This window comes from Ralstonia sp. TCR112 (genome assembly GCF_007997035.1).
Taxonomy (GTDB): Bacteria; Pseudomonadota; Gammaproteobacteria; order Burkholderiales; family Burkholderiaceae; genus Ralstonia; species Ralstonia edaphi.
The window spans coordinates 1-23,230 of record NZ_VOSS01000018.1 but is presented as its reverse complement, the minus strand read 5'-3'; the positions used below and the strand labels follow the sequence as shown (position 1 = coordinate 23,230).

Annotated in this window: 22 protein-coding genes and 1 pseudogene; 17 read left to right on the top strand and 6 right to left on the bottom strand. The window is 64.8% G+C overall.

The window, feature by feature from the left end:
* Window positions 1-25: 25 nt before the first annotated feature.
* The 11 genes from FUT88_RS06510 (at window position 26) to FUT88_RS06460 (ending at window position 9,728) form a co-directional block, all read left to right on the top strand.
* Entirely contained in the window at window positions 26-811 is a 786-nt protein-coding gene (locus FUT88_RS06510) for a ParA family protein (RefSeq protein WP_147214298.1), read from the top strand.
* 17 nt (window positions 812-828) lie between these two features.
* The gene (locus FUT88_RS06505) at window positions 829-1,740 is read left to right on the top strand and encodes a ParB/RepB/Spo0J family partition protein (RefSeq protein WP_147214297.1); all 912 of its coding nucleotides are present in this window, start codon (window positions 829-831) and stop codon (window positions 1,738-1,740) included.
* 392 nt (window positions 1,741-2,132) lie between these two features.
* Window positions 2,133-2,639 carry an ATP synthase subunit I gene (locus tag FUT88_RS06500; protein WP_410003870.1) on the top strand — a complete coding sequence of 169 codons (507 nt, stop codon included), beginning with the start codon at window positions 2,133-2,135 and terminating at the stop codon, window positions 2,637-2,639.
* Between the two features lie 232 nt (window positions 2,640-2,871).
* On the top strand, window positions 2,872-3,753 hold the full coding sequence (atpB, locus tag FUT88_RS06495; RefSeq protein ID WP_147214295.1) for a F0F1 ATP synthase subunit A: 882 nt from the start codon (window positions 2,872-2,874) through the stop codon (window positions 3,751-3,753).
* An 83-nt stretch (window positions 3,754-3,836) separates the two neighbouring features.
* On the top strand, window positions 3,837-4,103 hold the full coding sequence (atpE, locus tag FUT88_RS06490; RefSeq protein ID WP_003262709.1) for a F0F1 ATP synthase subunit C: 267 nt from the start codon (window positions 3,837-3,839) through the stop codon (window positions 4,101-4,103).
* A 106-nt stretch (window positions 4,104-4,209) separates the two neighbouring features.
* Entirely contained in the window at window positions 4,210-4,680 is a 471-nt protein-coding gene (locus FUT88_RS06485) for a F0F1 ATP synthase subunit B (RefSeq protein ID WP_009239554.1), read from the top strand.
* A 2-nt stretch (window positions 4,681-4,682) separates the two neighbouring features.
* Entirely contained in the window at window positions 4,683-5,219 is a 537-nt protein-coding gene (locus tag FUT88_RS06480) for a F0F1 ATP synthase subunit delta (protein WP_027678847.1), read from the top strand.
* Between the two features lie 73 nt (window positions 5,220-5,292).
* Window positions 5,293-6,834, top strand: a complete 1,542-nt coding sequence (gene atpA, locus FUT88_RS06475) for a F0F1 ATP synthase subunit alpha (RefSeq protein WP_045205304.1) — start codon at window positions 5,293-5,295, stop codon at window positions 6,832-6,834.
* Between the two features lie 64 nt (window positions 6,835-6,898).
* Entirely contained in the window at window positions 6,899-7,774 is an 876-nt protein-coding gene (atpG, locus tag FUT88_RS06470) for a F0F1 ATP synthase subunit gamma (protein ID WP_027678848.1), read from the top strand.
* A 42-nt stretch (window positions 7,775-7,816) separates the two neighbouring features.
* Complete coding sequence (gene atpD, locus FUT88_RS06465; protein ID WP_037028786.1) at window positions 7,817-9,220, top strand: F0F1 ATP synthase subunit beta; 1,404 nt, start codon at window positions 7,817-7,819, stop codon at window positions 9,218-9,220.
* Between the two features lie 91 nt (window positions 9,221-9,311).
* Window positions 9,312-9,728: a F0F1 ATP synthase subunit epsilon gene (locus FUT88_RS06460; protein ID WP_027678849.1), complete on the top strand. Its 417-nt coding sequence runs from the start codon at window positions 9,312-9,314 to the stop codon at window positions 9,726-9,728.
* Window positions 9,729-9,826: 98 nt separating this feature from the next.
* Here the strand turns inward: FUT88_RS06460 and FUT88_RS06455 are convergent, their stop codons facing one another.
* Window positions 9,827-12,202, bottom strand: a complete 2,376-nt coding sequence (locus FUT88_RS06455; protein WP_147214294.1) for a DUF6600 domain-containing protein — start codon at window positions 12,200-12,202, stop codon at window positions 9,827-9,829.
* A 567-nt stretch (window positions 12,203-12,769) separates the two neighbouring features.
* Between FUT88_RS06455 and FUT88_RS06450 the strand changes: the two genes are divergently transcribed.
* The 3 genes from FUT88_RS06450 (at window position 12,770) to FUT88_RS06440 (ending at window position 15,456) form a co-directional block, all read left to right on the top strand.
* Window positions 12,770-13,912 (top strand): RsiV family protein, encoded by a 1,143-nt coding sequence (locus FUT88_RS06450; RefSeq protein ID WP_147214293.1) that lies wholly within the window; start codon window positions 12,770-12,772, stop codon window positions 13,910-13,912.
* A 19-nt stretch (window positions 13,913-13,931) separates the two neighbouring features.
* Entirely contained in the window at window positions 13,932-14,393 is a 462-nt protein-coding gene (locus FUT88_RS06445) for a CoA-binding protein (protein WP_147214292.1), read from the top strand.
* A gap of 115 nt (window positions 14,394-14,508) precedes the next feature.
* On the top strand, window positions 14,509-15,456 hold the full coding sequence (locus tag FUT88_RS06440) for an alpha/beta hydrolase (RefSeq protein ID WP_147214291.1): 948 nt from the start codon (window positions 14,509-14,511) through the stop codon (window positions 15,454-15,456).
* Between the two features lie 11 nt (window positions 15,457-15,467).
* On the opposite strand, the gene FUT88_RS06435 is transcribed toward FUT88_RS06440, so the two are convergent.
* The 3 genes and pseudogenes from FUT88_RS06435 to gstA all read right to left on the bottom strand — a co-directional run bounded on the left by FUT88_RS06435 (window position 15,468) and on the right by gstA (window position 17,722).
* Window positions 15,468-15,671: a DUF3562 domain-containing protein gene (locus FUT88_RS06435; protein ID WP_147214290.1), complete on the bottom strand. Its 204-nt coding sequence runs from the start codon at window positions 15,669-15,671 to the stop codon at window positions 15,468-15,470.
* 171 nt (window positions 15,672-15,842) lie between these two features.
* Window positions 15,843-16,901 (bottom strand): annotated as a pseudogene (gene pstS / locus FUT88_RS06430) (phosphate ABC transporter substrate-binding protein PstS).
* A gap of 191 nt (window positions 16,902-17,092) precedes the next feature.
* Window positions 17,093-17,722 (bottom strand): glutathione transferase GstA, encoded by a 630-nt coding sequence (gstA, locus tag FUT88_RS06425; RefSeq protein ID WP_147214350.1) that lies wholly within the window; start codon window positions 17,720-17,722, stop codon window positions 17,093-17,095.
* A gap of 99 nt (window positions 17,723-17,821) precedes the next feature.
* On the opposite strand from gstA, the gene FUT88_RS06420 reads away from it, so the two are divergent.
* On the top strand, window positions 17,822-18,703 hold the full coding sequence (locus tag FUT88_RS06420) for a LysR family transcriptional regulator (protein WP_147214289.1): 882 nt from the start codon (window positions 17,822-17,824) through the stop codon (window positions 18,701-18,703).
* 1 nt (window position 18,704) lies between these two features.
* Here FUT88_RS06420 and FUT88_RS06415 read toward each other — a convergent pair whose 3' ends face one another.
* Both FUT88_RS06415 and FUT88_RS06410 read right to left on the bottom strand, forming a co-directional pair.
* Window positions 18,705-19,634: a sterol desaturase family protein gene (locus tag FUT88_RS06415; RefSeq protein WP_147214288.1), complete on the bottom strand. Its 930-nt coding sequence runs from the start codon at window positions 19,632-19,634 to the stop codon at window positions 18,705-18,707.
* 107 nt (window positions 19,635-19,741) lie between these two features.
* Entirely contained in the window at window positions 19,742-20,179 is a 438-nt protein-coding gene (locus FUT88_RS06410; protein ID WP_147214287.1) for a hypothetical protein, read from the bottom strand.
* Window positions 20,180-20,401: 222 nt separating this feature from the next.
* On the opposite strand from FUT88_RS06410, the gene FUT88_RS06405 reads away from it, so the two are divergent.
* Both FUT88_RS06405 and FUT88_RS26095 read left to right on the top strand, forming a co-directional pair.
* Complete coding sequence (locus FUT88_RS06405) at window positions 20,402-22,204, top strand: methyl-accepting chemotaxis protein (RefSeq protein WP_147214286.1); 1,803 nt, start codon at window positions 20,402-20,404, stop codon at window positions 22,202-22,204.
* Window positions 22,205-22,327: 123 nt separating this feature from the next.
* Window positions 22,328-23,230: ATP-grasp domain-containing protein (locus FUT88_RS26095; RefSeq protein ID WP_186829250.1), on the top strand; the 903-nt coding region annotated here is incomplete at its 3' end.

Sequence of the window (23,230 nt, the reverse complement as noted above, 5' to 3'; positions counted from 1 at the left end):
GCGAGCCATTCACCGCAGAGGAGTCATGTCGAATATTTTCGTGATCGCCAACCAGAAGGGTGGGGTCGGCAAGACCACCACCACGGTGAATCTCGCGGCCGGGCTGGCCGCGCAAGGGCAGCGCGTGCTCCTGGTCGACCTCGACCCGCAGGGCAATGCCTCGATGGGCTCGGGCATCGACAAGCACGCGCTGCAATTCAGCGTCTACCAAGTCCTTGTTGGGCTCGCGACGGTTCCGCAGGCACGCCAGCGCTCGGAGGCGGGGCGCTATGACGTGCTGCCCGCCAACCGCGACTTGGCTGGCGCCGAAGTCGAACTGGTCGATCTGGAGCATCGCGAAAACCGCCTCAAGCTTGCGCTCGCCGAGGTGGAAGCCGACTACGACTTTGTCCTCATCGACTGCCCGCCGTCGCTGTCGCTGCTGACGCTCAACGGCCTGTGCGCCGCACATGGCGTGGTCGTGCCGATGCAGTGTGAGTACTTCGCGCTCGAAGGCCTGTCGGATCTCGTCAACACCATCAAGCAGGTGCACGCCAACCTGAACCGCGATCTCAAGGTGATCGGTTTGTTACGTGTGATGTTCGACCCGCGCGTGACGCTGCAGCAGCAGGTGTCGGCGCAGCTCGAATCGCACTTCGGCGACAAGGTGTTCAAGACAGTCATCCCGCGCAACGTGCGTCTGGCCGAGGCGCCGTCGTACGGCATGCCGGGCGTGGCGTTTGACGTGGCGTCGAAGGGGGCAAAGGCCTATCTGGATTTCGGCGCCGAGATGATCGCGCGCGTGCGGCAGATGGCCGACATGCCGGCCTGAGCAGCAAGAGGAACAACATGAGCACGATGAAGAAAAAGGGACTGGGCCGCGGCCTCGAAGCGCTGCTCGGCAGCCCGGCCGAGATTGTCGAAGCCGCCAAGCAGGAGGGCGCGCCGACGGTCCTCAAGCTGGAGCAGATGCAGCCCGGCAAATATCAGCCGCGCACGCGCATGGACGAAGGCGCGCTACAGGAGCTTGCGGCGAGCATCCGCGCCCAAGGCCTGATGCAGCCGATTCTCGTGCGCAAGGTCGAATCCGACGGCGCGAAACCGAAGTACGAAATCATCGCGGGCGAGCGCCGCTTCCGCGCATCGCGCCTCGCCGGCCTGACCGAAGTGCCCGTCCTCGTGAAGGACGTGCCGGATGAATCGGCCGCCGCCATGGCGCTGATCGAAAACATCCAGCGCGAAGATCTCAACCCGCTAGAAGAAGCGCAGGGCATCGCGCGCCTGGTGCGTGAATTCCAGTTCACGCACGAGCAGGCGGCGGAATCGGTCGGGCGTTCGCGCAGCGCGGTCTCGAACCTGCTGCGCCTGTTGAATCTCGCCCAGCCCGTGCAGACCATGCTGATGGCCGGCGACCTCGACATGGGCCACGCCCGCGCGCTGCTCGCCGTCGATGGTGCTACCCAGATCACATTGGCGAACCAGATCGTCAACAAGCGCCTGTCCGTGCGTGAGACGGAAAAGCTGGTGGCATCGACGCTCAAGCCGTTCGAGCTGAAATCGCTCAAGCAAAAGGGCGGTCACCAGGGCGGCCGCGACGTCGCGCGGCTGGAAGAGGAGTTGGCCGACCAACTGGGGCTGGGTGTGCAGATCAAGCTGGCGGCAAAAGGCCGTGGGCAGTTGACCGTGCAGTTCAGCAGTCTCGACGAGTTCGACGGCCTGCTGGCTCGCCTGCGTCCTGACGGCGCTGAAGAGGCTGCCTGAGAATCGCTGCGACAGTTTGACGCACGCGCCGTAGGCGTCGTCATTGCGCCATTTGCGGGCACCATCCCGGCACGGAATTGGTGCAATTACCTCGCGCGTCATCGACGCGGCATTCCGCCAACACCATCATGGAATCAACGGGGCGCCGCTCCTTCAGGCGGATTCGGCGCCCCGGCAGCAGCACAGCATTGCGCGCGCCGTACGGAACGCGGCCACGCGGAGTGCTGTCGAAGGCGCCCGCACGAGCATTCGCTTGCGCGTTGACTGGCGAACGCCATGTCCCGTAAAATCGTGCGGTTTTAAATCCGCCTGACCCAAAGCGGTGCGGCATGATGAAAGCGCATTCTTCCATGCAGCCAGCCGACCGGCAACGGCCCGATTCTTACGCTTCGTTGAAGGCCGCCCGACCCGAATCGGCGCAGGATCCGAAGCACGACAATTGGGACGATGAGGAGAAGGCGGAGCCCCCGGTGCATGTGCTGTCACATGACGAAGCGGTTGCTCTGTTCGGCGAGCAGGCTCTGCAGGCCTCGCGTATCACGCCCTTTTCCATCGTGCTCGGCCAGGTGGCCATCACACTGCTGTGTGCGCTCGGGTGGTATGTCGGCAGTTGGTTCGCGGGCACGGGCGCTGCGTCAGCCGGCAAGGCTGCGCTGTCTGCCCTGCTGGGCGGCGGCGTGTGCGTGGTGCCTTCGGCATGGTTCGCGATGCGGCTGTCGACGGCCAAGGGGTTCGAATCCATCGCCCGCCTCGTGGTGGGTGAAGCGATCAAGGTGCTCGGCACGGTCGCGTTGCTGGTGATCGTGGTGGTCGTCTTCAAGGGCCTGCATTGGCCGCCCTTGCTGATCACCCTGATCCTGGCGCTCAAGATGTATTGGGTCGGTCTCGCGCTGCGATAGTGCGTTGAATCGGCTCCCGCCCACCGCGACATGGCGGGCACACAGGGTGTGTTGGCAGGCGGCAGGAACCTGAGGCAGGAGAAGCCCCGGTTCATTGCGCTGACACTCCGCAAGAATAAGGTGGCGCGTTTCAGCAGCGTGCAGTCCGCGATCTCCGGGGGAAACCTGGTTGTATCGGGCGCGAGTCGGAACGGGTCACGAAGAATGTTTCGCAATATTGGACTGAATCATCATGGCAACTGAAGTCGCAGAAGCCGCCGGCCACGCCGCCGAGCACGCTCTCACGCCTTCCGCGTATATCGCGGAGCATTTGCAGAATTTCAATAGCATCGGCGGCAAGCAGGCCTCCGTGGTCGACTTCTCCGTCATCAACTGGGACACGATGTTCTGGTCCGTGTTGATGGGCGTGATCGGCATCATCGTCCTCGGCATTGCCGCACGCCGCGTTACCGCCGGCGTTCCGGGCCGCTTCCAGGCGTTCGTTGAACTCGTCGTCGAGATGGTCGACGACCAAGCCAAGGGCATCATCCACGGCGATCGTTCCTGGATCGCTCCGCTGGCGCTGATGGTCTTCGTATGGGTCACGCTGATGAATGCGGTCGACCTGATCCCGGTGGACTGGGTGACCGGCGTCAACCACCTCCTCGGTACCTTCGGTGTGCACGTGCCGCACCACCGCGCGGTGGCCACGGCTGACCTGAACGGCACGTTCGGCATGTCGTTCGCCGTGCTGATCCTGATGCTCTATTACAGCTTCAAGATCAAGGGTGCGGGCGGCTTTGCGCACGAGTTGCTGTCGGCACCGTTCGGCGCCAAGTGGTATCTCGCGCCGTTCAACCTGATCCTCAACATCATTGAATTCCTCGCCAAGGCTGTGTCGCTGGGCATGCGGTTGTTCGGCAACATGTACGCGGGCGAACTGGTGTTCCTGCTGATCGCGCTGCTTGGCTCGGTCTGGACGTTCGGTGCCGACACGTCGGCGCTGGGTTTCGTGGGTCACGTGGTGGCTGGCGCAGTGTGGGCGATCTTCCACATCCTGATCGTGCTGCTGCAAGCCTTCATCTTCATGATGCTGACGCTGGTGTACATCGGCCAGGCACATGAGCACCACTAAGTAGTTGCGGTTCAGGTTCTCCGGTTCCGTTTGATTTTTCCAAGTTCTCAAGTTCTTAGTCTTTCACGTAAAAGGGAGTCATCATGCAAGCATTTCTCGCCAACATCCAAGGTCTGACCGCCATCGGTATCGGCATCATCATCGGCCTGGGTGCTATCGGCGCCTGCCTCGGCATCGCACTGATGGGCGGCAAGTACATCGAAGCCTGCGCACGTCAGCCTGAACTGATGAACCCGCTGCAAACGAAGATGTTCCTGCTGGCTGGCCTGATCGACGCGGCATTCCTGATCGGTGTTGGTGTGGCCATGCTGTTCGCGTTCGCCAACCCGCTGCTGTCGGTCATCAAGTAATTCTTTTCGGTCTGCATGATGCCGGAGGCGGCCTGGGTGAACGCTGCGCGTGACCCTCGCCGCTTCGTGCATTGATCCGTAGTCTCAATACCGAAAGGAACACACCATGAACCTGAACGCCACACTCGTCGCGCAGATGGTCGTGTTCTTCATCCTGTGGTGGGTTGTTGCCAAATTCATTTGGCCGCCCCTGGTGAAGGCGCTCGACGAACGCGCGAAGAAAATCGCCGATGGCCTGGCCGCTGCCGATAAGGGCAAGGCTGAGCTGGAGCTGGCCAACAAGCGGGTCGAGCAGGCACTGACCGAAGCGCGCAATGAAGGCGCGCAACGCATCGCGGACGCTGAAAAGCGCGCCCAGATGAGCGCCGAAGAGATCAAGCAAAACGCCCAAGCCGAAGCCGCGCGCATCATCGCGCAAGCCAAGGCCGAAGCCGAGCAGCAAACCGTGCGCGCGCGTGAATCGCTGCGCGACCAGGTTGCCACGCTGGCCGTCAAGGGTGCCGAGCAGATCCTCAAGCGTGAAGTCAATGCGCAGGTCCACGCCGATCTGCTCAATCAACTCAAGGCTGAGCTGTAATCATGGCAGAACTCGCAACCGTTGCCCGTCCGTACGCAGAGGCGCTGTTCCGCGTGGCGAAGGCCGGCAATCTGGGTGCATGGTCTGAGCTCGTGTCGGAAATGGGGCAAATCGCCGCCGTGCCTGACATGAAGGCAATCGCCGATGATCCGAAGCTCTCCAAAGCCGATGTGGCGGGGATCTTCCTGTCGGCGCTGAAATCTCCGGTTTCGCATGAGGCGAAGGAACTGGTTGGCCTGCTGGTGGCCAACAAGCGCCTGTCGCTGCTACCGGAAATTGCCGCGCAATTCCATGTGCTGCGGAATGCCAGCGAAGGCGCCGCCGACGTCGAGATCACCAGTGCGTTCCCGCTTGAGGGCGCGCCCCTGACCGAACTGGTCGCCACGCTCGAACGCAAGTTCGGCAAGAAGCTGCAGGCTCATGTGAGCGTCGATCCTTCGCTGATCGGCGGCGTGCGTGTGCAGATTGGCGACGAAGTGCTCGACACCTCGGTGCGCGCGCGCCTGACGCAGATGCAATCTGCGCTGACCGCCGCGTAATGCTGTTTCGCGAGGCGCCGATGCAATCGACGATATCGCGCCCGCAGACAGATTGAAGAATTAGGAGCATTCGATGCAACTGAACCCCTCCGAGATCAGCGACCTGATCAAGACCCGTATCGAGGGCTTGAAGGCTGGCGCTGACGCAAAGAACACCGGCACGGTCATCTCCGTGACGGACGGTATCTGCCGCATTCATGGCCTGTCGGGCGTGATGCAAGGCGAAATGCTGGAATTCCCGGGCAACACGTTCGGCCTCGCGCTGAACCTCGAGCGCGACTCCGTCGGCGCTGTGGTGCTGGGTGAGTACGAGCACATTTCCGAAGGCGACGAAGTCAAGTGCACGGGTCGCATTCTGGAAGTGCCGGTTGGCCCGGAACTGCTGGGCCGCGTGGTCAACGCACTGGGCCAGCCGATCGACGGCAAGGGCCCGATCAACGCCAAGAAGACGGACGTGATCGAAAAGGTCGCTCCGGGCGTGATCGCACGTCAATCGGTGAGCCAGCCGGTGCAGACCGGCCTGAAGTCGATCGACGCAATGGTGCCGATCGGCCGTGGCCAGCGTGAGCTGATCATTGGCGACCGCCAGACCGGCAAGACCGCTGTTGCAGTCGACGCCATCATCAACCAGAAGGGCAAGGGCATCTTCTGCGTGTACGTGGCAATCGGCCAGAAGGCTTCGACGATCGCCAACGTGGTGCGCAAGCTCGAAGAGCACGGCGCACTGGAATACACGATCGTGGTGGCTGCTGCCGCTTCGGACTCCGCTGCCATGCAGTACCTGTCGGCCTACGCCGGCTGCACGATGGGCGAATACTTCCGCGACCGCGGCGAAGACGCCCTGATCGTGTATGACGATCTGACCAAGCAAGCTTGGGCGTACCGTCAGGTTTCGCTGCTGCTGCGTCGTCCGCCTGGCCGCGAGGCTTACCCCGGCGACGTGTTCTACCTGCACTCGCGTCTGCTGGAGCGTGCTGCGCGTGTGAACGCCGAGCACATCGAGAAGATCACCAACGGTGAAGTCAAGGGCAAGACCGGTTCGCTGACCGCACTGCCAGTGATCGAAACGCAGGCCGGCGACGTGTCCGCGTTCGTGCCGACCAACGTGATCTCGATTACCGACGGCCAGATCTTCCTGGAAACCGACCTGTTCAACGCCGGTGTGCGTCCCGCAATCAACGCCGGTATTTCGGTGTCGCGTGTGGGTGGTGCTGCTCAGACCAAGGTCATCAAGAAGCTGTCGGGCGGTATCCGTACCGACTTGGCTCAGTATCGTGAACTGGCTGCGTTCGCGCAGTTTGCTTCCGACCTGGACGAAGCGACCCGCAAGCAGCTCGAGCGCGGCCGCCGCGTGACCGAACTGCTCAAGCAGCCGCAATACCAGCCGCTGCAAGTGTGGCAGCTGGCCGCGTCGCTGTACGCAGCCAACAACGGCTTCCTCGACAACGTGGACGTGAAGGACATCCTGGCTTTCGAAAAGGGCCTGCACGACACGCTGAAGACGAAGTACGCCGATCTCATCAACCGCATCGAAGATACGAAGGATCTGTCGAAGGAAGATGAGGCCGCCCTGCGTGCCGCGATCGAGGATTTCAAGAAGTCCGCCGCGTTCTAACCGCGTCATTCCCGAAACTGGTCACGCGTAGCCTGCGTGACCAGGTTTGAACGGAGAGGAAGAAATGGCCGGAACAAAAGAAATCCGCACCAAGATCAAGAGCGTGCAAAACACGCGCAAGATCACCAAGGCGATGGAAATGGTCGCCGCATCCAAGATGCGCAAGGCGCAGGAACGGATGCGTGCTGCCCGCCCGTACGCCGAGAAGATCCGCAACGTGGCTGCGCACATGGCACTGGCCAATCCGGAGTACAAGCACCCGTTCATGGTGGCGCGCGACATCAAGCGTGCCGGCCTGATCGTGGTGACGACGGACAAGGGCCTGTGCGGTGGCTTGAACACCAACGTGCTGCGTGCCGTCACCACCCAACTGCGCGATCTGCAGAACAAGGGCGTCGAGACGCAAACCACCGCCATCGGCACCAAGGGCATGCAGTTCCTGGGCCGCGTCGGTGCCAAGGTCGTCTCGAACGTCGTGCATCTGGGCGACACGCCGCATCTGGAAAAGCTGATCGGCGCGATCAAGGTGCAGCTGGACGCGTTCAACGCTGGTCAGATCGATGCCGTGTACCTGGCGTACACCCGCTTCATCAACACGATGAAGCAGGAGCCGGTGGTCGAGCAGCTGCTGCCGCTGACCGCCGACAAGCTCGCGCAGACCGACGCCGAGAAGCAGGCCTACTCGTGGGACTACATCTACGAGCCGGACGCGCAAACGGTGGTCGACGAGCTGCTGATCCGCTACGTCGAGGCGCTGGTGTACCAGGCGGTGGCCGAGAACATGGCCTCCGAGCAATCGGCCCGGATGGTGGCAATGAAGGCGGCTTCGGACAACGCGAAGAACGTGATCGGCGAACTGCAACTGGTCTACAACAAGACCCGTCAGGCAGCGATCACGAAGGAACTGTCCGAGATCGTCAGCGGCGCAGCTGCAGTCTGATAGCCACGGCAAAGAATCAAGTTATTGGAGATACAAATGAGTATCGCAAACGGAAATATCGTGCAGTGCATCGGCGCCGTGGTGGACATTCAGTTCCCGCGCGACGCGATGCCGAAGGTCTACGACGCGCTGGTGCTGGACGACAGCAACGACGCTTCGTTCGCCGAGAAGGGCCTGACCTTCGAAGTGCAACAACAGCTGGGCGACGGCGTGGTGCGTACCATTGCGCTGGGTTCGTCCGACGGTCTGCGTCGCGGCATGCGCGTGGCGACTACCGGTGCGCCGATCTCGGTGCCGGTCGGTCACGGCACGCTGGGCCGCATCATGGACGTGCTGGGTCGCCCGATCGACGAAGCTGGTCCGATCGCGTCCGACGAGAAGCGCGCCATTCACCAGAAGGCTCCGAAGTTCGACGAACTGTCGCCGTCGGTGGACCTGCTGGAAACCGGCATCAAGGTGATCGACCTGGTCTGCCCGTTCGCCAAGGGCGGTAAGGTGGGTCTGTTCGGTGGCGCCGGCGTCGGCAAGACCGTGAACATGATGGAGCTGATCAACAACATCGCCAAGCAGCACTCGGGCTTGTCGGTGTTTGCTGGCGTGGGCGAGCGTACCCGTGAGGGCAACGACTTCTACCACGAAATGAAGGACTCCAACGTGCTCGACAAGGTGGCCATGGTGTTCGGCCAGATGAACGAGCCGCCGGGCAACCGTCTGCGCGTGGCGCTGACCGGCCTGACGATGGCCGAGCGCTTCCGTGACGAAGGCCGTGACATCCTGTTCTTCGTCGACAACATCTACCGCTACACGCTCGCCGGTACCGAAGTGTCGGCACTGCTGGGCCGTATGCCTTCCGCCGTGGGCTATCAGCCGACGCTGGCTGAAGAAATGGGCAAGCTGCAGGAACGTATCACGTCGACCAAGACCGGCTCGATCACGTCGATCCAGGCCGTGTACGTGCCTGCCGATGACTTGACCGACCCGTCGCCGGCAACGACCTTCCTGCACCTGGACTCGACCGTCGTGCTGTCGCGTGACATCGCTGCACTGGGTATCTACCCCGCCGTGGATCCGCTCGACTCGACGTCGCGCCAGCTCGACCCGCAAGTGGTCGGCCAGGAGCACTACGAAGTCGCCGACCGCGTGAAGAAGACGCTGCAGCGCTACAAGGAACTGCGCGACATCATCGCGATTCTGGGCATGGACGAACTGTCGCCGGAAGACAAGCTGGCTGTGGGCCGCGCCCGTAAGATCCAGCGTTTCCTGTCGCAGCCGTTCCACGTTGCAGAAGTGTTCACGGGTTCGCCGGGCAAGTACGTGCCGCTGAAGGAAACCATCCGCGGCTTCAAGATGCTGGTGGACGGCGAGTGCGATCACCTGCCGGAACAGGCGTTCTACATGGTCGGCTCGATCGACGAAGCCTTCGAGAAGGCCAAGAAGCTCCAGTAAGAGCAACGTCTGGCACCGTGCGTAAGCCGGCGCCAGTACTGGCTTCCTGAAGCCCCTTCAGGAAGCCGCTTTTCTGAGCAAAGGAATCGAGATGGCAACCATTCATGTAGACGTCGTCAGCGCTGAGCACGAGATCTTCTCCGGCAATGCAAAGTTCGTGGCACTGCCCGGCGAAGCCGGCGAGCTGGGCATTCTGCCCGGCCACACGCCGCTGATCACGCGCATCAAGCCGGGCGCCGTGCGCATCGAGAAGGAAGATGGCGGCGAAGAGTTCGTGTTCGTTGCCGGTGGCATTCTCGAAGTGCAGCCGAAGAAGGTGACCGTGCTGGCCGATACCGCAATTCGCGGTCACGACCTGGACGAAGCGAAGGCGAACGAAGCCAAGCGTGCGGCCGAAGAGGCGCTGCAGAATCAAAGCAGCGATCTGGATCTGGCTCGTGCGCAGAGTGAACTGGCCGTGGCCGCTGCGCAGCTTGCAGCGATCGCGCGCCTGCGTCGCAAGCGCTAAGGCAAGTGTGTACCGGCCGGTGTCATCGGTCGGCGCAGACAGAAAAGCAGCCCCGAAGGGCTGCTTTTTTTTCGACTGCGGATTCGCGCGCTAACTGCCTAACGGTGCTCACCTTCGCGCTTCTCTTCACCGCGATGGGCCTGTGGATGCGGTTGGGCTTCATGGTGTTCTTGCCGCGGCGGTTGGGCCTGTGGTTGAGGTTGCGGTGGACGCGCTTCAGGCGGTCGTGGCTGAGGTTGCGGCGCGCGCATCTCGACGTGCGGTTGCGGTGCGGGACGCGGCGCTTCCATGTGCGGCTCCGGCCGGTGCTGTTCCGGCTCGGGGCGTGTGCGCATCTGCGGCGGTTCATTGTGCGGGCGTTCCTGCATGGCCGGCGGCGGGTTGCCATTGAAGCGATTCGGCTCCTGTCCCCCGCGCTGCGGCTGGGGATGTGGTGTTTGCGTGCCGGCCTGCGGCAGCTGCGGGCGCGGCTCGAAGGCGCGATGCTCGTCTCGCGGTGTGCCCGGGGCGCCTTCACGCTGCGGCGGACGTGTCGTCATGCCAGCCGGGCCTTGCGGTGCCTGCGCGCTCTGCGGTTGTCCCGGGCGCTCCTGCGGTGCAGCGGCACCCGGCAGCGGACGTGGGCGATTGATCGCGCCCGGGGCCATCAGACCCTGCGGCGCGGGGCCCGGCTGGGCACCATGGGGCGCCTGCGTACTCTGCGGATTCGGGGAGCCCATCAATCCTTGGGGACCATTCGGGCCACGCTGTTCCGCCGGTCGGCCCGGCTCGTTTCCAGCATGTGCGGGCCCATTGGGCGCGGCGCGAGTCAAACGTAGACCCGCGGCCTGCGCAGCCGCTGGTGCGGTCGGCATTCCCGTGTTCGGTTGGCCGCGCACCGGCGCAACGCGCGCGCCTACGTTGCCGCCCGTCCATGCAGGGCCGGCACCCGGCAGTGCGCCGCCTTGAGAGCGGAAGCGTTCCGCCAACGCATCGTGTCCGCCTGCTGGCGCGGCGGGCGCGCGTACTGCGATCGCCTGGCGTGCAAACGCCTGCGGCGGCGGCAATTGATGCGGCCCGCCGTTGGCGGCTGCACCGACAAGGCTGGCGCGCACCGGAGCCAACGCCGGCGTCGACACAAACTGCGCATGCGCCATTTGCGCGCGCAATTGCTCCGGCCGCAGATGCGTCATGGCCGGGCCGACCGGCTGGCCGTTGACGAATGTCTTGGCCGGCACGGCGGTCAGTGCGGCGGGGTTGTTGGCGTTGACGTACGTCACCCGATTCACATTCCGGATGTTCGTCACGTTGGTGTTGTTGTTGATGATGGTCTTGTTGACCGTGACGTTGTTCACCACCACCGTGCGGTTAATGTTCGTTACGTAGGTCGGGCTGGCCGCATACACAGGGCGATACGCCTCGCCCGGAGCGAGCGGGAACCACGCCACACCCGGCGAGCCGATCGAGATATTGATCCCCCAGCTCACACCGCCGCCGCCCCCGCCACCGACGAAACCGACGAGTGCCGGCGCATAGACCGGACGCGGCACCACCGGCCCGGGCACCCAGCACCACGTCGTGCCGACGTACGCCCAGCGGCCGTAGTGGAAGGGGGCGAAACCCCACGGCGCGTCATCGACCCACGTCCAGCCCCACGGCGCGACCCAGGCCCAATGGCCCGTGCGATACGGTGCCCAGCCGGCGGGCACGGCGCGCGGTACCCACACGGCCCCGTAGCCGTCTTCTTCTCGCCATGTGCCGTTGTCGTCGAGGGCTTCGTAGCCGGTCATTTCGCGGCCGACGTAGCGGGCAGAAACAGAAGCGTCTTCGCGGGCGTCGCGCGACTCCGCCCAGCGGTCGAAGGCGTCGCGGCCCGGGTTGTCGGTGCCGCCCACTTCGGCGAGGTCCGTGCCGCCAAAACGGATTTGCTGCCCCGCGCCCAGCGGAGTAGAGCGGTCATCGCCGTAGGCCGTGCCCTGACCGTGCCACACGGTGACGGTCGTGCTGGAGCCGTCGGGCGCGACGTCGAGACGGTATTCGCCCGGCGCCTGCGGCGTGAACGCCAGATTGGGCGTATCGATCTCGATGGTCTGGTCGGGCGGCAGCGAGCGTACGCGAACCGACAGCGCGCCTTGCGTGAGCTTCACCTGCGTATTGCGGTCGTCCAGGTCGACGAGGGTCGCGCCGGTGTTCTGGCCCAGGCGCAGCGCCGTGGAGCCGACGTGGAGTTCGCTGTGGCTGCCCTGATCGGACCACAGGCGGTCGCCCGTGGTGAGCGGGCGATTGAGCGAGGCACCGGCCCAGTCGTCGGAGCCCGCAGGCGCGAAGCTTACCGTGCCCGAAAAGTCCGACAGCCGCGCCACCCGCGAAGCCGGGTCAGCGGCCATCGCGGCCTGCGTACCGCAGACGAGCAAGACGGCGGCAACGCCAATCGCGCGCAACACATGGGGCAGCCGGACACCGGAGAGAGGAGAACGACGGGAAGCACTGGACATGATGAGCCCTCGTTTTTGTGGCGGCCTGTGCCGCGTGGATGTCTCCATTTAACGCGGCAGGCGTCGAGGGGTCGACTTGCCTTTGTAAGAGCGTGTTTCTCGCGGCAGGCGGCCGAGAGCGGACGGGCAGGCGCGCGAATTGCGCAGGCAAAAAAAAAGCGCGCGGGCCGGGGAGCACCGCGCGGACGGGAAATCCCTTCGAGGGGTCAATTCGAAAGGAGGGGGTAACTTTGCACCGGGGACTGTGTCGTCGTGATCGAGCCGGAGGAAGGGTCGTCCGAGGCTCGATATGGCGCACAACAATTGGACACAAACGCTGGGGTGCGAAGGCATTGTGGGCGACGGGGTGGCCCGGAGGCGTAACAAAGTGTGTCGGATTGCAATCGAATGCAAGCGCGGTAAAGGTCGCTTGGTGTGAGTCTTAAATCGCTTGGGAGACGTGCTCAGGGAACGCCTGCTGCACCTGCGCAGTCCCATCGGTTTGCCGCTTAGGCAGCCGGGGGCTTGGAAAACGGCGAACCAGCGGCGTGTGTCCTAGTCTGGGTATCGGGTTGATAGGAGGGAGGCATGCACAGGCATGCGATGCACCATGTGTTGCAGAAGTCGGTGGTGGCGGGCGTTTTTGTTACCTTGATGGGGGCACTTGGCGGGGTCGGAACAGCACAGGCGGGCGCCGAAGCGGCCTCTGCTCCGCCTGCGGCGCCTGCGAGTGCGCCGTCCGCCTCGGCACCTGTTGCTTCCGCGCCAATTGCACCTCTTGCAAAAACGAAAGAGCAGCACGAGCGTCCCGCTGGCAGCTTCTGGCAGGGCACGGTCGCCAAGGGCGCCGATAGCCCTGGCTGGAATGTCTGGGTGAACGTCTACGACGCCCCTTCCAAAGAGCAGGACAAAGACAAGGATCCTGTGGCCGACACGCTGACCGGCGAGGCCTACGATGATCGCCCTCAGGGCCGTGCCTTCTGGGCCATCGAAGGCCGCAATGCGCCCGAGCGCCGCTTCGTGTGGCGCGAGCGTGCAGAAGCGTTCGATGCGGCCGGTCAGTCCGTCGTGCGCGAGGGCGGTACGCTTTCCGGTGCGCTCTCGGCCGATGGCGCCACGGCCACCGGTACCTGGAGCGACGGCGGCCGTAGTCAACCCTTCACGCTCAAGCGCTTGGCGCGCTATCAGGAGTCCACGTCCGCCTCAGGCCAAGCCAAGCTGACGGAGCGCTACCCGGTGACGGGCGATGCCGCCATCGACGCGCTGGTCCAATCGCTGCGTGTCCGCAAGTGCGATCAATACGACACCGAATGCGTCATCCGCATCAGTGCCGTCGGGCTGGGCGAAACCGTGAGCCTCTTGCGGATGGTGTGGGCCTACAGCGGCGGCGCACACGGCAACTACAGCTTCACCGCCGGGAACTGGCGACGTGGCGCGCAGGGCTTCCAGCCGATCGCCTTGGCCGATGTGCTGAACCCTACGTTGGCCTGCCTGCAGAGTCTCAACACGCAACTCGTCGATGCGCTCAAGCGCGAAGGTGCGCCCGAGGCGCCGCGCGGTGCGCTCAAGGAGCGCGATCTGCGTAACGCTGCGTTTCCGTTTACGCTGCAAGGAGACCGCATCGTCGTGCACTACGGGCCGTATGAGGTGGGCCCGTATTCGTCGGGAGCGTTCCGGGCCGCCGTGCGCTTCGATGACCTGGGTGCCGCATGCAAGCGGCCCACAACCTGATTGCATCTGTATCGCCACCATGTCCGCCAATCCTTCCTACGTCGACGAGCAAGACACCATGCGCCGGCTGCTGTCGGCCAAGACCATCGCTGTGGTCGGGCTGTCGCCACGCCCTACGCGGCCCAGCTATGACGTGGCGCGCTATCTGCAGCAGGCCGGCTATCGCATCGTGCCCGTCAACCCGCAGCACGCCGGCGAAGACGTGCTCGGCGAGCCCTGCTATGCCTCGCTCACCGAAGCCGCCACGACTCTCGCCGCCGCCGGCCAGCGCATCGATCTGGTCGATATCTTCCGGCGCTCGGAACAGGTCCTGCCTGTCGTGCAGGAAGCCGTGACGCTGGGCGTGGGCGGCATCTGGGTGCAGCTCGGCATCGTGAATGACGAGGCGATGGCCGTCGCGCGCAACGCAGGCATTCCGGCCGTGCAAGACCGCTGCACAAAGATCGAGCACTGGCGACTCGGCATCGCCGAGCAAAAATAAATCTCGGCCCCCAAGGCCCTGTGACAACCGCGGTGGCGCGGCGTCCCGACGTATCGAAGGCTTCAAGCCAGCGCGACGCGCTACACTCCGCCGGTCATCGCATCCCACTTACATCATGGCCGTCGATCCGCAAATCCTGCAGTTCTACCAACGCCTTGCCGAACAGTTCGGCGCCTTGCCGCCGCCTGAAGATGCAGCGGCGCAGCGCGCCCGCTTCGAGGCCGTTGCCGCGGTATCTGATCGGCCCGATCCCGACGGCGTTGAAGTTTCCGACCTCAGCTTGCCGCTCGCCGGGCGCACGCTCGACGCCATCGTCTTTCGTCCGAAGGGTGTGGCAACGCCGCGTTTGCTCGTGTGGTTCCACGGTGGGGGATGGGTCGTCGGCGCGCCGCGCACAACACATCGCATGCTCGCCGCGTTGCTGGCGCAAGACACGGGCTGCGCCGTGGTGAGTGTCGATTACCGCCTCGCGCCCGAGCATCCATTTCCCGTGCCGGCCGACGATGCACGCGACGCACTGGCGTACCTGGCCGGGCAGCGCGTGCACCTTGGCTTTGATCCGGACTTCCTGGCGGTTGGCGGCGATAGCGCGGGCGGCCATCTCGCGGTGCAGGCTGCGCAGGCCATGCGTCCTGACCTCGTCAATGCGCAGTTCCTGCTGTACCCCGTCACCACGCCCGCTTTCGGCAGCGAGAGCTACAACGCGTTTGCACAAGGCCCTGGCCTCACGCGCGATGAAATGCGCTGGTACTGGGAGAAATACATCGGTGCCGAAGCCCTCGCCAAAGCGCTCGCCGAGCAGGACCCCCGCATCTTCCTGATGGCACGCGCACCGGCCTATACGCCGCCCGACACCGTCGTCATCGTGGCGGCGCACGACGTGCTGCGCGACGACGGCCTGCAATATGCCGACTACCTTGTGCAGCACGGCGCGCAGGTCATCACCATCGAGGCCTCTGGCATGACGCACGCCTTTGCGCGCATTCAGTTTGAAGCCGAGCGCGCACGTGAATGGATGCGCCGCGCGGCGCATGCATTCGTCGGGATGATCAGCGAGGAATAAGCGGGGCAGGGCTAACGCGTCGGCGTGCGGCGCGGGCGGAACGCGGCAAGCACGCGGCGTGTGACAAACAGCGAGAGATAGTCGTGCACGCTGGCGTCGGCCGCCAATGTGCGCATTGTCTGCATGTACTGCTCGCGGACGAGATCGGCCGGTGCGCCGGTGTCCTGTGCGATCTGTTGGATCTGCTCGTCCTGGTTTGCGATGGCGGTACCCATGGTTGCTTCCCGTCGTTGCTCTGGCATTGACGCGCGGGGCTGCTTGCGCGGCGAGTGACCACTATAGGAAACGCGTCGGAACAATCCAGCCTTGTTGCAAAGCTTTCAGGGGGCCACCCGCGCGGCATCAAAACGGTGCTGTTGCCCGTGCAGACACTGCACCGGCAAAGATCATTTGCCCCAGTTCGCGGGCATGCTCTGCAGGCCGATGGCGGCGCCCGATGTATCCGTCACGCGCGCCAGTTCACGATACGCAATCGCCTGCACGCGCTCGGGCAGCGGCACGAACTTCGCGCGCGCGGCCAGCTCGTCACCGTGGAAATAACCCCACGTCAGAAACTTGAGCGCGGCCAGCGTGCGCGGGCCCGAGGCGCTGACTGCCGGCACGACGATGAAGGTGCCCATGGTGATCGGCCACGTTTCCGCGCCCGGCAGGTTGACGAGCGGCGCCGTGAAATCGCCTTTGCGGTTCCACGCGCTTTGCATCACGGCCTCGCGGAAGCCGCTCACCTGTGCGCCGACGAAGCGGCCCGCCGCGTTGCGCAACTGCACGCCGCTCAGGTCGTTGTCGAGGATGTAGTTGTAGTCGACATAACCGATGGCGCCCGACGTAGCCTGCACCGCTTTGACCACATCGCCGCTGCCCTTTGCGGCGGTGAAGCCTGCCGGCCAATTGATCGTCGACTTGGTGCCGTACGTGCTTTTCCAGTCGGCGCTGACGGCGCTCAGGTAATCGGTGAAGTGATACGTCGTACCCGAACATCGGCGCGCACGATGGGATGGATCTTCAGCTTGGGCAGCGTTACGCCAGGGTTGAGCGCGCGCAGCTCCGGCGCATCCCAGCTCTCGACCTTGCCGAGGAAGATCTGCGCCAGCAGTTCGCCCGTCAATTTGAGCTGACCGCGCGGCACCCCCGGCACGTTCACGAACGGCACCGCACCTGTGACGACCGACGGCACGCAGACGAGGCCCGCCTGCAGCCTCCGCGCTGGAGAGCGGCACGTCGGACGCACCGAAATCCACGGCGCCTGCGCGGATGCGCTTGAGGCCTTCCCCCGAGCCCACCGCGTCGTAGCTCAGCGTCACGCCCGACGATGCGGCGTATCCCGCGGCCCAGACGCGATAGACGGGCGCAGCGGCGGTCGACCCAGCGCCGTGCACTTCCGCGCGCGCGAGAACCGGCATGCCCGCAGCCGCAACGGCCAAGGCGAAAACAACGTGCTTGAACATGGGAGAGCTGCGGACTGCAGAAGACGCAAAGCGTGGGATTGTAGCGACGCGCCTGTGACAGCACCGCGTGCAGCCCCGAGAGAGCCTATCTACAACATGGGGATGTGTTGTAAGACGTTCCGCAAACGTTGGGCGGAGTAGGGGGCGGGATCGGCGTTTCTGTTTAGGACCTGCCGATCCCCGGCTACCGATCAGGCGACGGCGCTGGCTGCGTCAGCCTTGATCAAGCCTTCGGCCGTCAACGCTTCAACCACGTGCGGCCGCGCAGCCACGCGGGCTATATACGCCTGCACATTCGGATACGCGCCCATCGGCAGCGACAGAAAGTTCGTCCAGTTCAGCACCGTAAAGGCATAGGCGTCAGCCACGCTGTAGGTGTCGGCCAGGTATGGCTGTTTGGCGAAGCGTGCGTCGAGTTCGGCAAAGCGCTTGGCCAGCTTGTCTTTGGCGCCCTGGCGGGTGGCTTCGGGCGTGTCCTTGTACCAGAGCGGGCCGAAGCCTTTGTGCAGCTCCGTGCTGACAAAGGTGAGCCACTCGATCACGGCCAGGCGGTGCGCGCTGCCCGGCTTGCCGATCAACGCCTGTGTCGGGTCAAGGTCGGCCACGTACTGCAGCAGCGCGGCGCCTTCGGTGTGGCGCGATCCGTCGGCCAGCTCCAGCAGCGGCACGTAACCGCGCGGCGAGATCGTATAGAAATCCGTGCCGTCAGCGGTGAGGTGCTTGGCTAGGTCGACAGCGGTCAGGTCAAACTGCGCACCGACTTCGCGCAGGGCGATATGGACGGCCAGCGAGCAGGCACCGGCGGAGTAATAGAGCTTCATGGTCATCGTCTCGTGAACAGGTTGGAAAGCCGCCAACGGCGGCGGTGACGACACTGTAGGATTGCGCCAGTGCCAATGAAATAGGCGGAGCAGCAAATCATGCTTGCACAAACGCAATACCGGTTGAGCGCGGCAGACCTGGAGATCGTGCTGGCGATGGTGCGCACCGGCACGCTGGCGGCGGCCGGCGAACGGCTTGGCGTGGATGCTTCCACGGTGTTCCGGTCGTTGCAGCGCATCGAGCGCGGGCTGGGCGCCACGCTGTTTGCGCGCTCGCGCACGGGCTACGTGGCGGGCGACCTGGCGCACGCGCTGGCGGAACAGGCCGAGCAGGTGGAGTCGGCACTGGAGGCCGCGCGATCGGCGGTACATGCGGTGCCGGATCAGGTGTCGGGCACCGTGCGCATCACCACCACGGACACCATCCTCGTCGGCCTGGTCGCGCCCGCGTTGAAGGGGCTGCAGGCACAGCATCCGAACCTGAACTACGACCTCCGCGTGAGCAACGAGCTGGCCAGCCTGACCCGGCGCGATGCCGACATTGCCGTGCGGGCCACGCGTCGTCCGCCGCAGCATCTGGTGGGCAAGCACGTCGGTTCGATTCGCGTGGGGCTATACGCCGCGTGCGCGAGCGGCATCACCTACGCCGATGTCGAAGCGGGCTGCACGCCGTGGGTGGCCGTTGACGACGCCATTCCGGATCACCCGTCGGTCAGTTGGCGCAAACGGCATTTCCCCAAAGTCATGCCCACGTACTTCGTCAACAGCCTGCAGATTGCGGCCGAGATGGTGGCGATGGGCGTGGGCGTCGGCATCCTGCCCCTGGTGATGGCGCAGGCGCGCAGCGATCTGGTGTCGCTGCGGGATCTGCAGGACGCCAATCAGTCAGAACTGTGGCTGCTGACGCATCCGGAATCGCGCCACTTGCGGCGGATTGCCGTGGTGTATGGCCACTTGGCGCAGACGCTGCGCTTACCGTAGTTCAGTTCGCAGCAACGGCCGGGGCGACGGCGGGCTCGTCAGAAATGAGCGCGGCGCGGCGACGCAGATCCTCCGTCGTTTCACCGTTGCCATCGGGCCGCCAGCCGGGCGGGCGGAAGAGGTAGCCAAACACTTCGCCGGCCGAGCGGGCGGTCTTCAGGTCTTGCCAGAGCGCGCGCCAGTGCGCGAATTCGATCACCAGCAGGTTGTACGTGCGCATCGGGTGCACCAGGCCGTAGCGGCAGGGCACGTCTTTGCGTTCGGGGATGTAGGTGCCGAACAGCCGGTCGAACACGATCAGCACGCCGCCGTAGTTGCCATCCAGGTATTCGAGGTTGGACGCGTGATGCACGCGGTGCGCCGACGGCGTATTCAGCACCCACTCCAGGGGCCCCAGGCGGGGAATCCACGTGGCGTGAATCCAGAACTGGTAAAGCAGGTTGAGCGACAGCAGCATCAATACGATGCGCGGCGGCATGCCCAGCAGCGGCGCCAGCGCAAAGAAGGCGAGCGTGCCGGTCAACCGGCCCGTCCAGCCGAAGCGGTAGGCGGCCGAGAGGTTCAGGTCGTTCGGCGAGTGGTGGATGGCGTGCGTGCACCAGAACCAGCGCACGCGGTGCGCGGCGCGGTGGTACCAGTAGTAGCAGAACTCCTGGCCGAGAAAGCACGCGGCCCAGCCCGTCCAGTGGTCCATCGGCAGCGTCCAGAGGCGATGCTGGTAGACCCATTCCAGCCCCTGCGTCCAGAACGCCAGCGGCAGCAGCCAGCGCAGTGGGTACTCGCGTACCAGGAAATCGACCACCGACACGCCGGCGGCCTTCCAATCGTAGTTGGCCCAGCCGTTCCGCAGCGACAACACGATCGCCTCGGCCAGTGACGACACCAGCACCAGCACGACGGCAATCTTCAGGATGGTGAACAGCACGGCCATGGCGCTGGCTCCCGGCTCCCGTGGGAATGCCAGCGACGGTACTGCAAACGGTGCCGGGGCCGCAATTCGGGCCGATGCCGGGGCGTCTTACAACCTATTCGACGTATTCAGCGCGCCCAGGTGTTGTTGCGGTTGTGCAGAAAGATATGCACGCCGCCGCTCTTGTCTTGCGCCACGCCGGCGCTCCCCCACGGATAGTCCGTCAGGCCGCCCGGGTCCTTGCCCAGTCTGCCGGCGATCCAACGGCGGTGGCGTTGTTCCACTACGCCGATGTTGTCGTACGAAACCGGCTGCGCCAGCTCGACGAATACGCTGACGAGTGCATTGGCTTCAAACCGCAGGCTGACGGTGACGGGCGTGGTGTCGTCCAGCGCGGCCACCGTCGCGAATTGGCAAGGGACGTCTTTGCCCTCCACGCTCACAGATCGCACGGGCCCGACGGTAAAGCGCGCGGGCAGGTCGTCGGCTTTTGTCTGCGGTGTGATGCGGATGTCGGCAAGCCGGATTTCACCGGTGGCGGGGTCGATGTGAACGGCGTCGTGCATGGGCGTCGGTTTCAAGGGAGTGGATTGCCTGAGCAATCAGGCAAGGCGTTTCCTTTTATAGCAGCCATCCTTTCGGGGGGACGGGTTTTGCCGCCTCAAGTTCGGTTGTGCAATGCCGTAGCTGCTTGGGTGGCCCCGACAGCCAGCAGTCGGTTCTGGAGGGCGCTGCGGCAAATACCGTACGCAGTCAGATTCATGGAAAACGTTTGGCCTAGAAGAAACATGATCTCCTCTCTCCGCACCCGAATTCTCCTCATCTCATCGGCCACCGTGGTCGGCGCCCTCGCGCTGTCCGGCGCGGCCACCTATTCCATCGTGCGTTCGAACACGATGGAATCGATTGACCAGAACCTCGCAGCCATTGCCAGCGGCAACACGCTCGCCATCGACAAATGGGTCGCGGCGAAGGCGCAGGCCGTCAAGGCCACCGCCGGCGTGATCGAGCATGGCGATCCGCAAGGCTTCGGCAAGCACATGGGCGACGCCAACGGCTTCCCCATCATCACCATCGGCTGGACCGACAAGAGCTTCATCTCCACCAGCGCCACCACGCCCAAGGACTACGACCCGACGGTCCGCCCGTGGTACAAGCAGGCCCTCGCCGCAGGCCAGCTGCTCGTCACCAAGCCCTACGGCGACGTGTCGACCGGCGTGCCGTACGTTTCGTTCGCGGCACCGCTCGTCAAGAACGGTGAAACCACCGGCGCGTTGTCCGGCGCCGTGCCGCTGGACGGCGTGCGCGAGGTGGTGGCGGCGGTCCACCCGACACCGTCGAGCCTCGCCTTCGTGGTCGCCAAGGATGGCCAGGTGATCGCCCACCCCGACGCAAAATTGATGCTCAAGCCCGCCACCGACGTGGCGGCCTCGCTCACCGCCGACACGCTCGGCAACCTGGCCAAGGCGACGGCGCCGCTGGAGGTTGAGCTGGCCGGTGCGCCGAAGCTGCTCAAGGCGCAAGCCGTGCAGGGCACCGACTGGTATCTCGTGATTGCGCTGGACAAGGCTGAAGCTACAGCCGGTTTGCGCAACGTCGTCAAGGCGCTGGCCGTGGCCATGGTGCTGCTGACGCTGGCCGCCGTGGGCATCGCCGCGTTCTTCACGTCGCAGTCGTTCCGGCGCCTGTCGCAGGTGCGCGATGCGATGGACACCATCGGCTCCGGCGGCGGCGACCTGACGCACCGTCTGCCCGTGGTGGGCAACGATGAAGTCGCGCAGATCAGCGCGTCGTTCAATACCTTCATCGACAAGATCGGCGAAGTGCTGCTGGAAGTGCGCGCCAGCGTCGACAGCATGAAATCCGCCACCGGCGAGATCGAAGCGGGCAACCGTGATCTCTCCAACCGCACCGAGGTTTCGGCCAGCAACCTGCAGGAAACCTCTGCCGCGTTGACGGAGCTGACGACCAGCGTGAAGAACTCCGCCGATGCGGCCGTGCAGGCCACGCGCCTGGCGAGCGATGCAAGCGATGCCGCCATGCGCGGCGGCGAAGTGGTCTCCAGCGCCGTCAGCACCATGGACGAGATCGCCAAGTCGTCGGCGCGCATTACCGAGATCATCGGCGTGATCGACAGCATTGCGTTCCAGACGAACATCCTCGCGCTGAACGCCGCAGTGGAAGCCGCCCGCGCCGGCGAGAACGGCCGCGGCTTTGCCGTGGTGGCCGGCGAGGTGCGCACGCTGGCGCAACGCAGCGCCACGGCCGCCCGCGAAATCAAGGACCTCATCCAGGCATCGGAGGCCAGCGTGAAGACCGGCGCGCAACGCGTGCAGGCCGCAGGCGCCACGATGCAGGAAATCGTGCAGGGCATCGAGCGTGTCGCGCGCATCATCGGCGAGATCGACGGCGCGATGCATGAGCAGAGCACCGGGATCAGCCAGATCGATCGCAGCGTCGCCGAGATGGACCAGGCCACGCAGCAGAACGCCGCGCTGGTGGAACAGTCGACCGCCGCATCGTCGATGCTCAACGAACAGGCGCACGGTTTGGCGCGCACGGTTGGGCTGTTCAAGCTGCGCAACGCCTGACGCGCCGCACCCCTCTTCAACGCGCCCGGGCCGGGTGCTCCTTTGCCTAGAATGGAGCCCCGGCAACATCCCCCGCGCCTCTCACCTTCGGCGGACGTTGCCTGACCTCAACGCTCCGCCCGTATGCCCAATGTGCTGATCCTCGGTGGCCGCGCGCCCGTGGCGCTCGACCATGCCCGCCGCTTTGCCCATCAGGGGTGGACGGTCTGCATTGCCGACAGCATTCCATGCCAGATCAGCGGTGCCTCCAGGGCGGTTTCGGCAACCTTTCGCATTGCATCCCCGCGCCATGCACCCGCGCAGTTTGCGGCCGACCTCGCGCGCATCGTGTGCGAGCGTTCCATCGATCTGCTGGTGCCGACGTGCGAGGAAGTCTTCTTCGTATCGCGCTATCGGCATCGCTTGCCGAGCCACGTGCGCGTGCTGGCCGAAGGCTTCGACAAGCTGCGCGCGGTGCACAGCAAATGGACGTTCCTTGAACTGGCGCAGGATTGCGGGGCCGATGTGCCGGTCTCCGCGCGGGTGCGAACGCTGGACGAAGCGCGCGCCTGGGCGGCGGGGCGGGCGGTCGTGCTCAAGCCGGAGTTCTCGCGCTTTGGCGTGCATGTGCGCCTGTATCGCAACGGCATCCCCGACGATGCGCCGCCGCTGGCCGACCTCGGCGCCTGGGTGGTGCAGACGTTGGTGACAGGCCAGGAGTTCTGCTCGTACAGCGTGGTCGATCGCGGCCGGCTCGTGGCGCACGCGCTGTATCGGCCCGACTGGCGCATGTCGACCAGCGCGAGCTTCTACTTCACGCCTGCGCGCATCGACGCGGTGCGCCATTTCGTTGCCAACTTCGCGCGCAAGCTCGACTTCACGGGGCAGCTCTCGTTCGATTGGATCCGGCAGGCCGACGGCCGCGTGAGCCCGCTCGAATGCAACCCGCGCGCGACCAGCGGCTGCCACCTGTTCGGCCTGGACGATCCGCTGCCCGCCGCGCTGGCCGGCACGCTCGACGGCTGCATCGAGCCGGCGCCCGGTGTG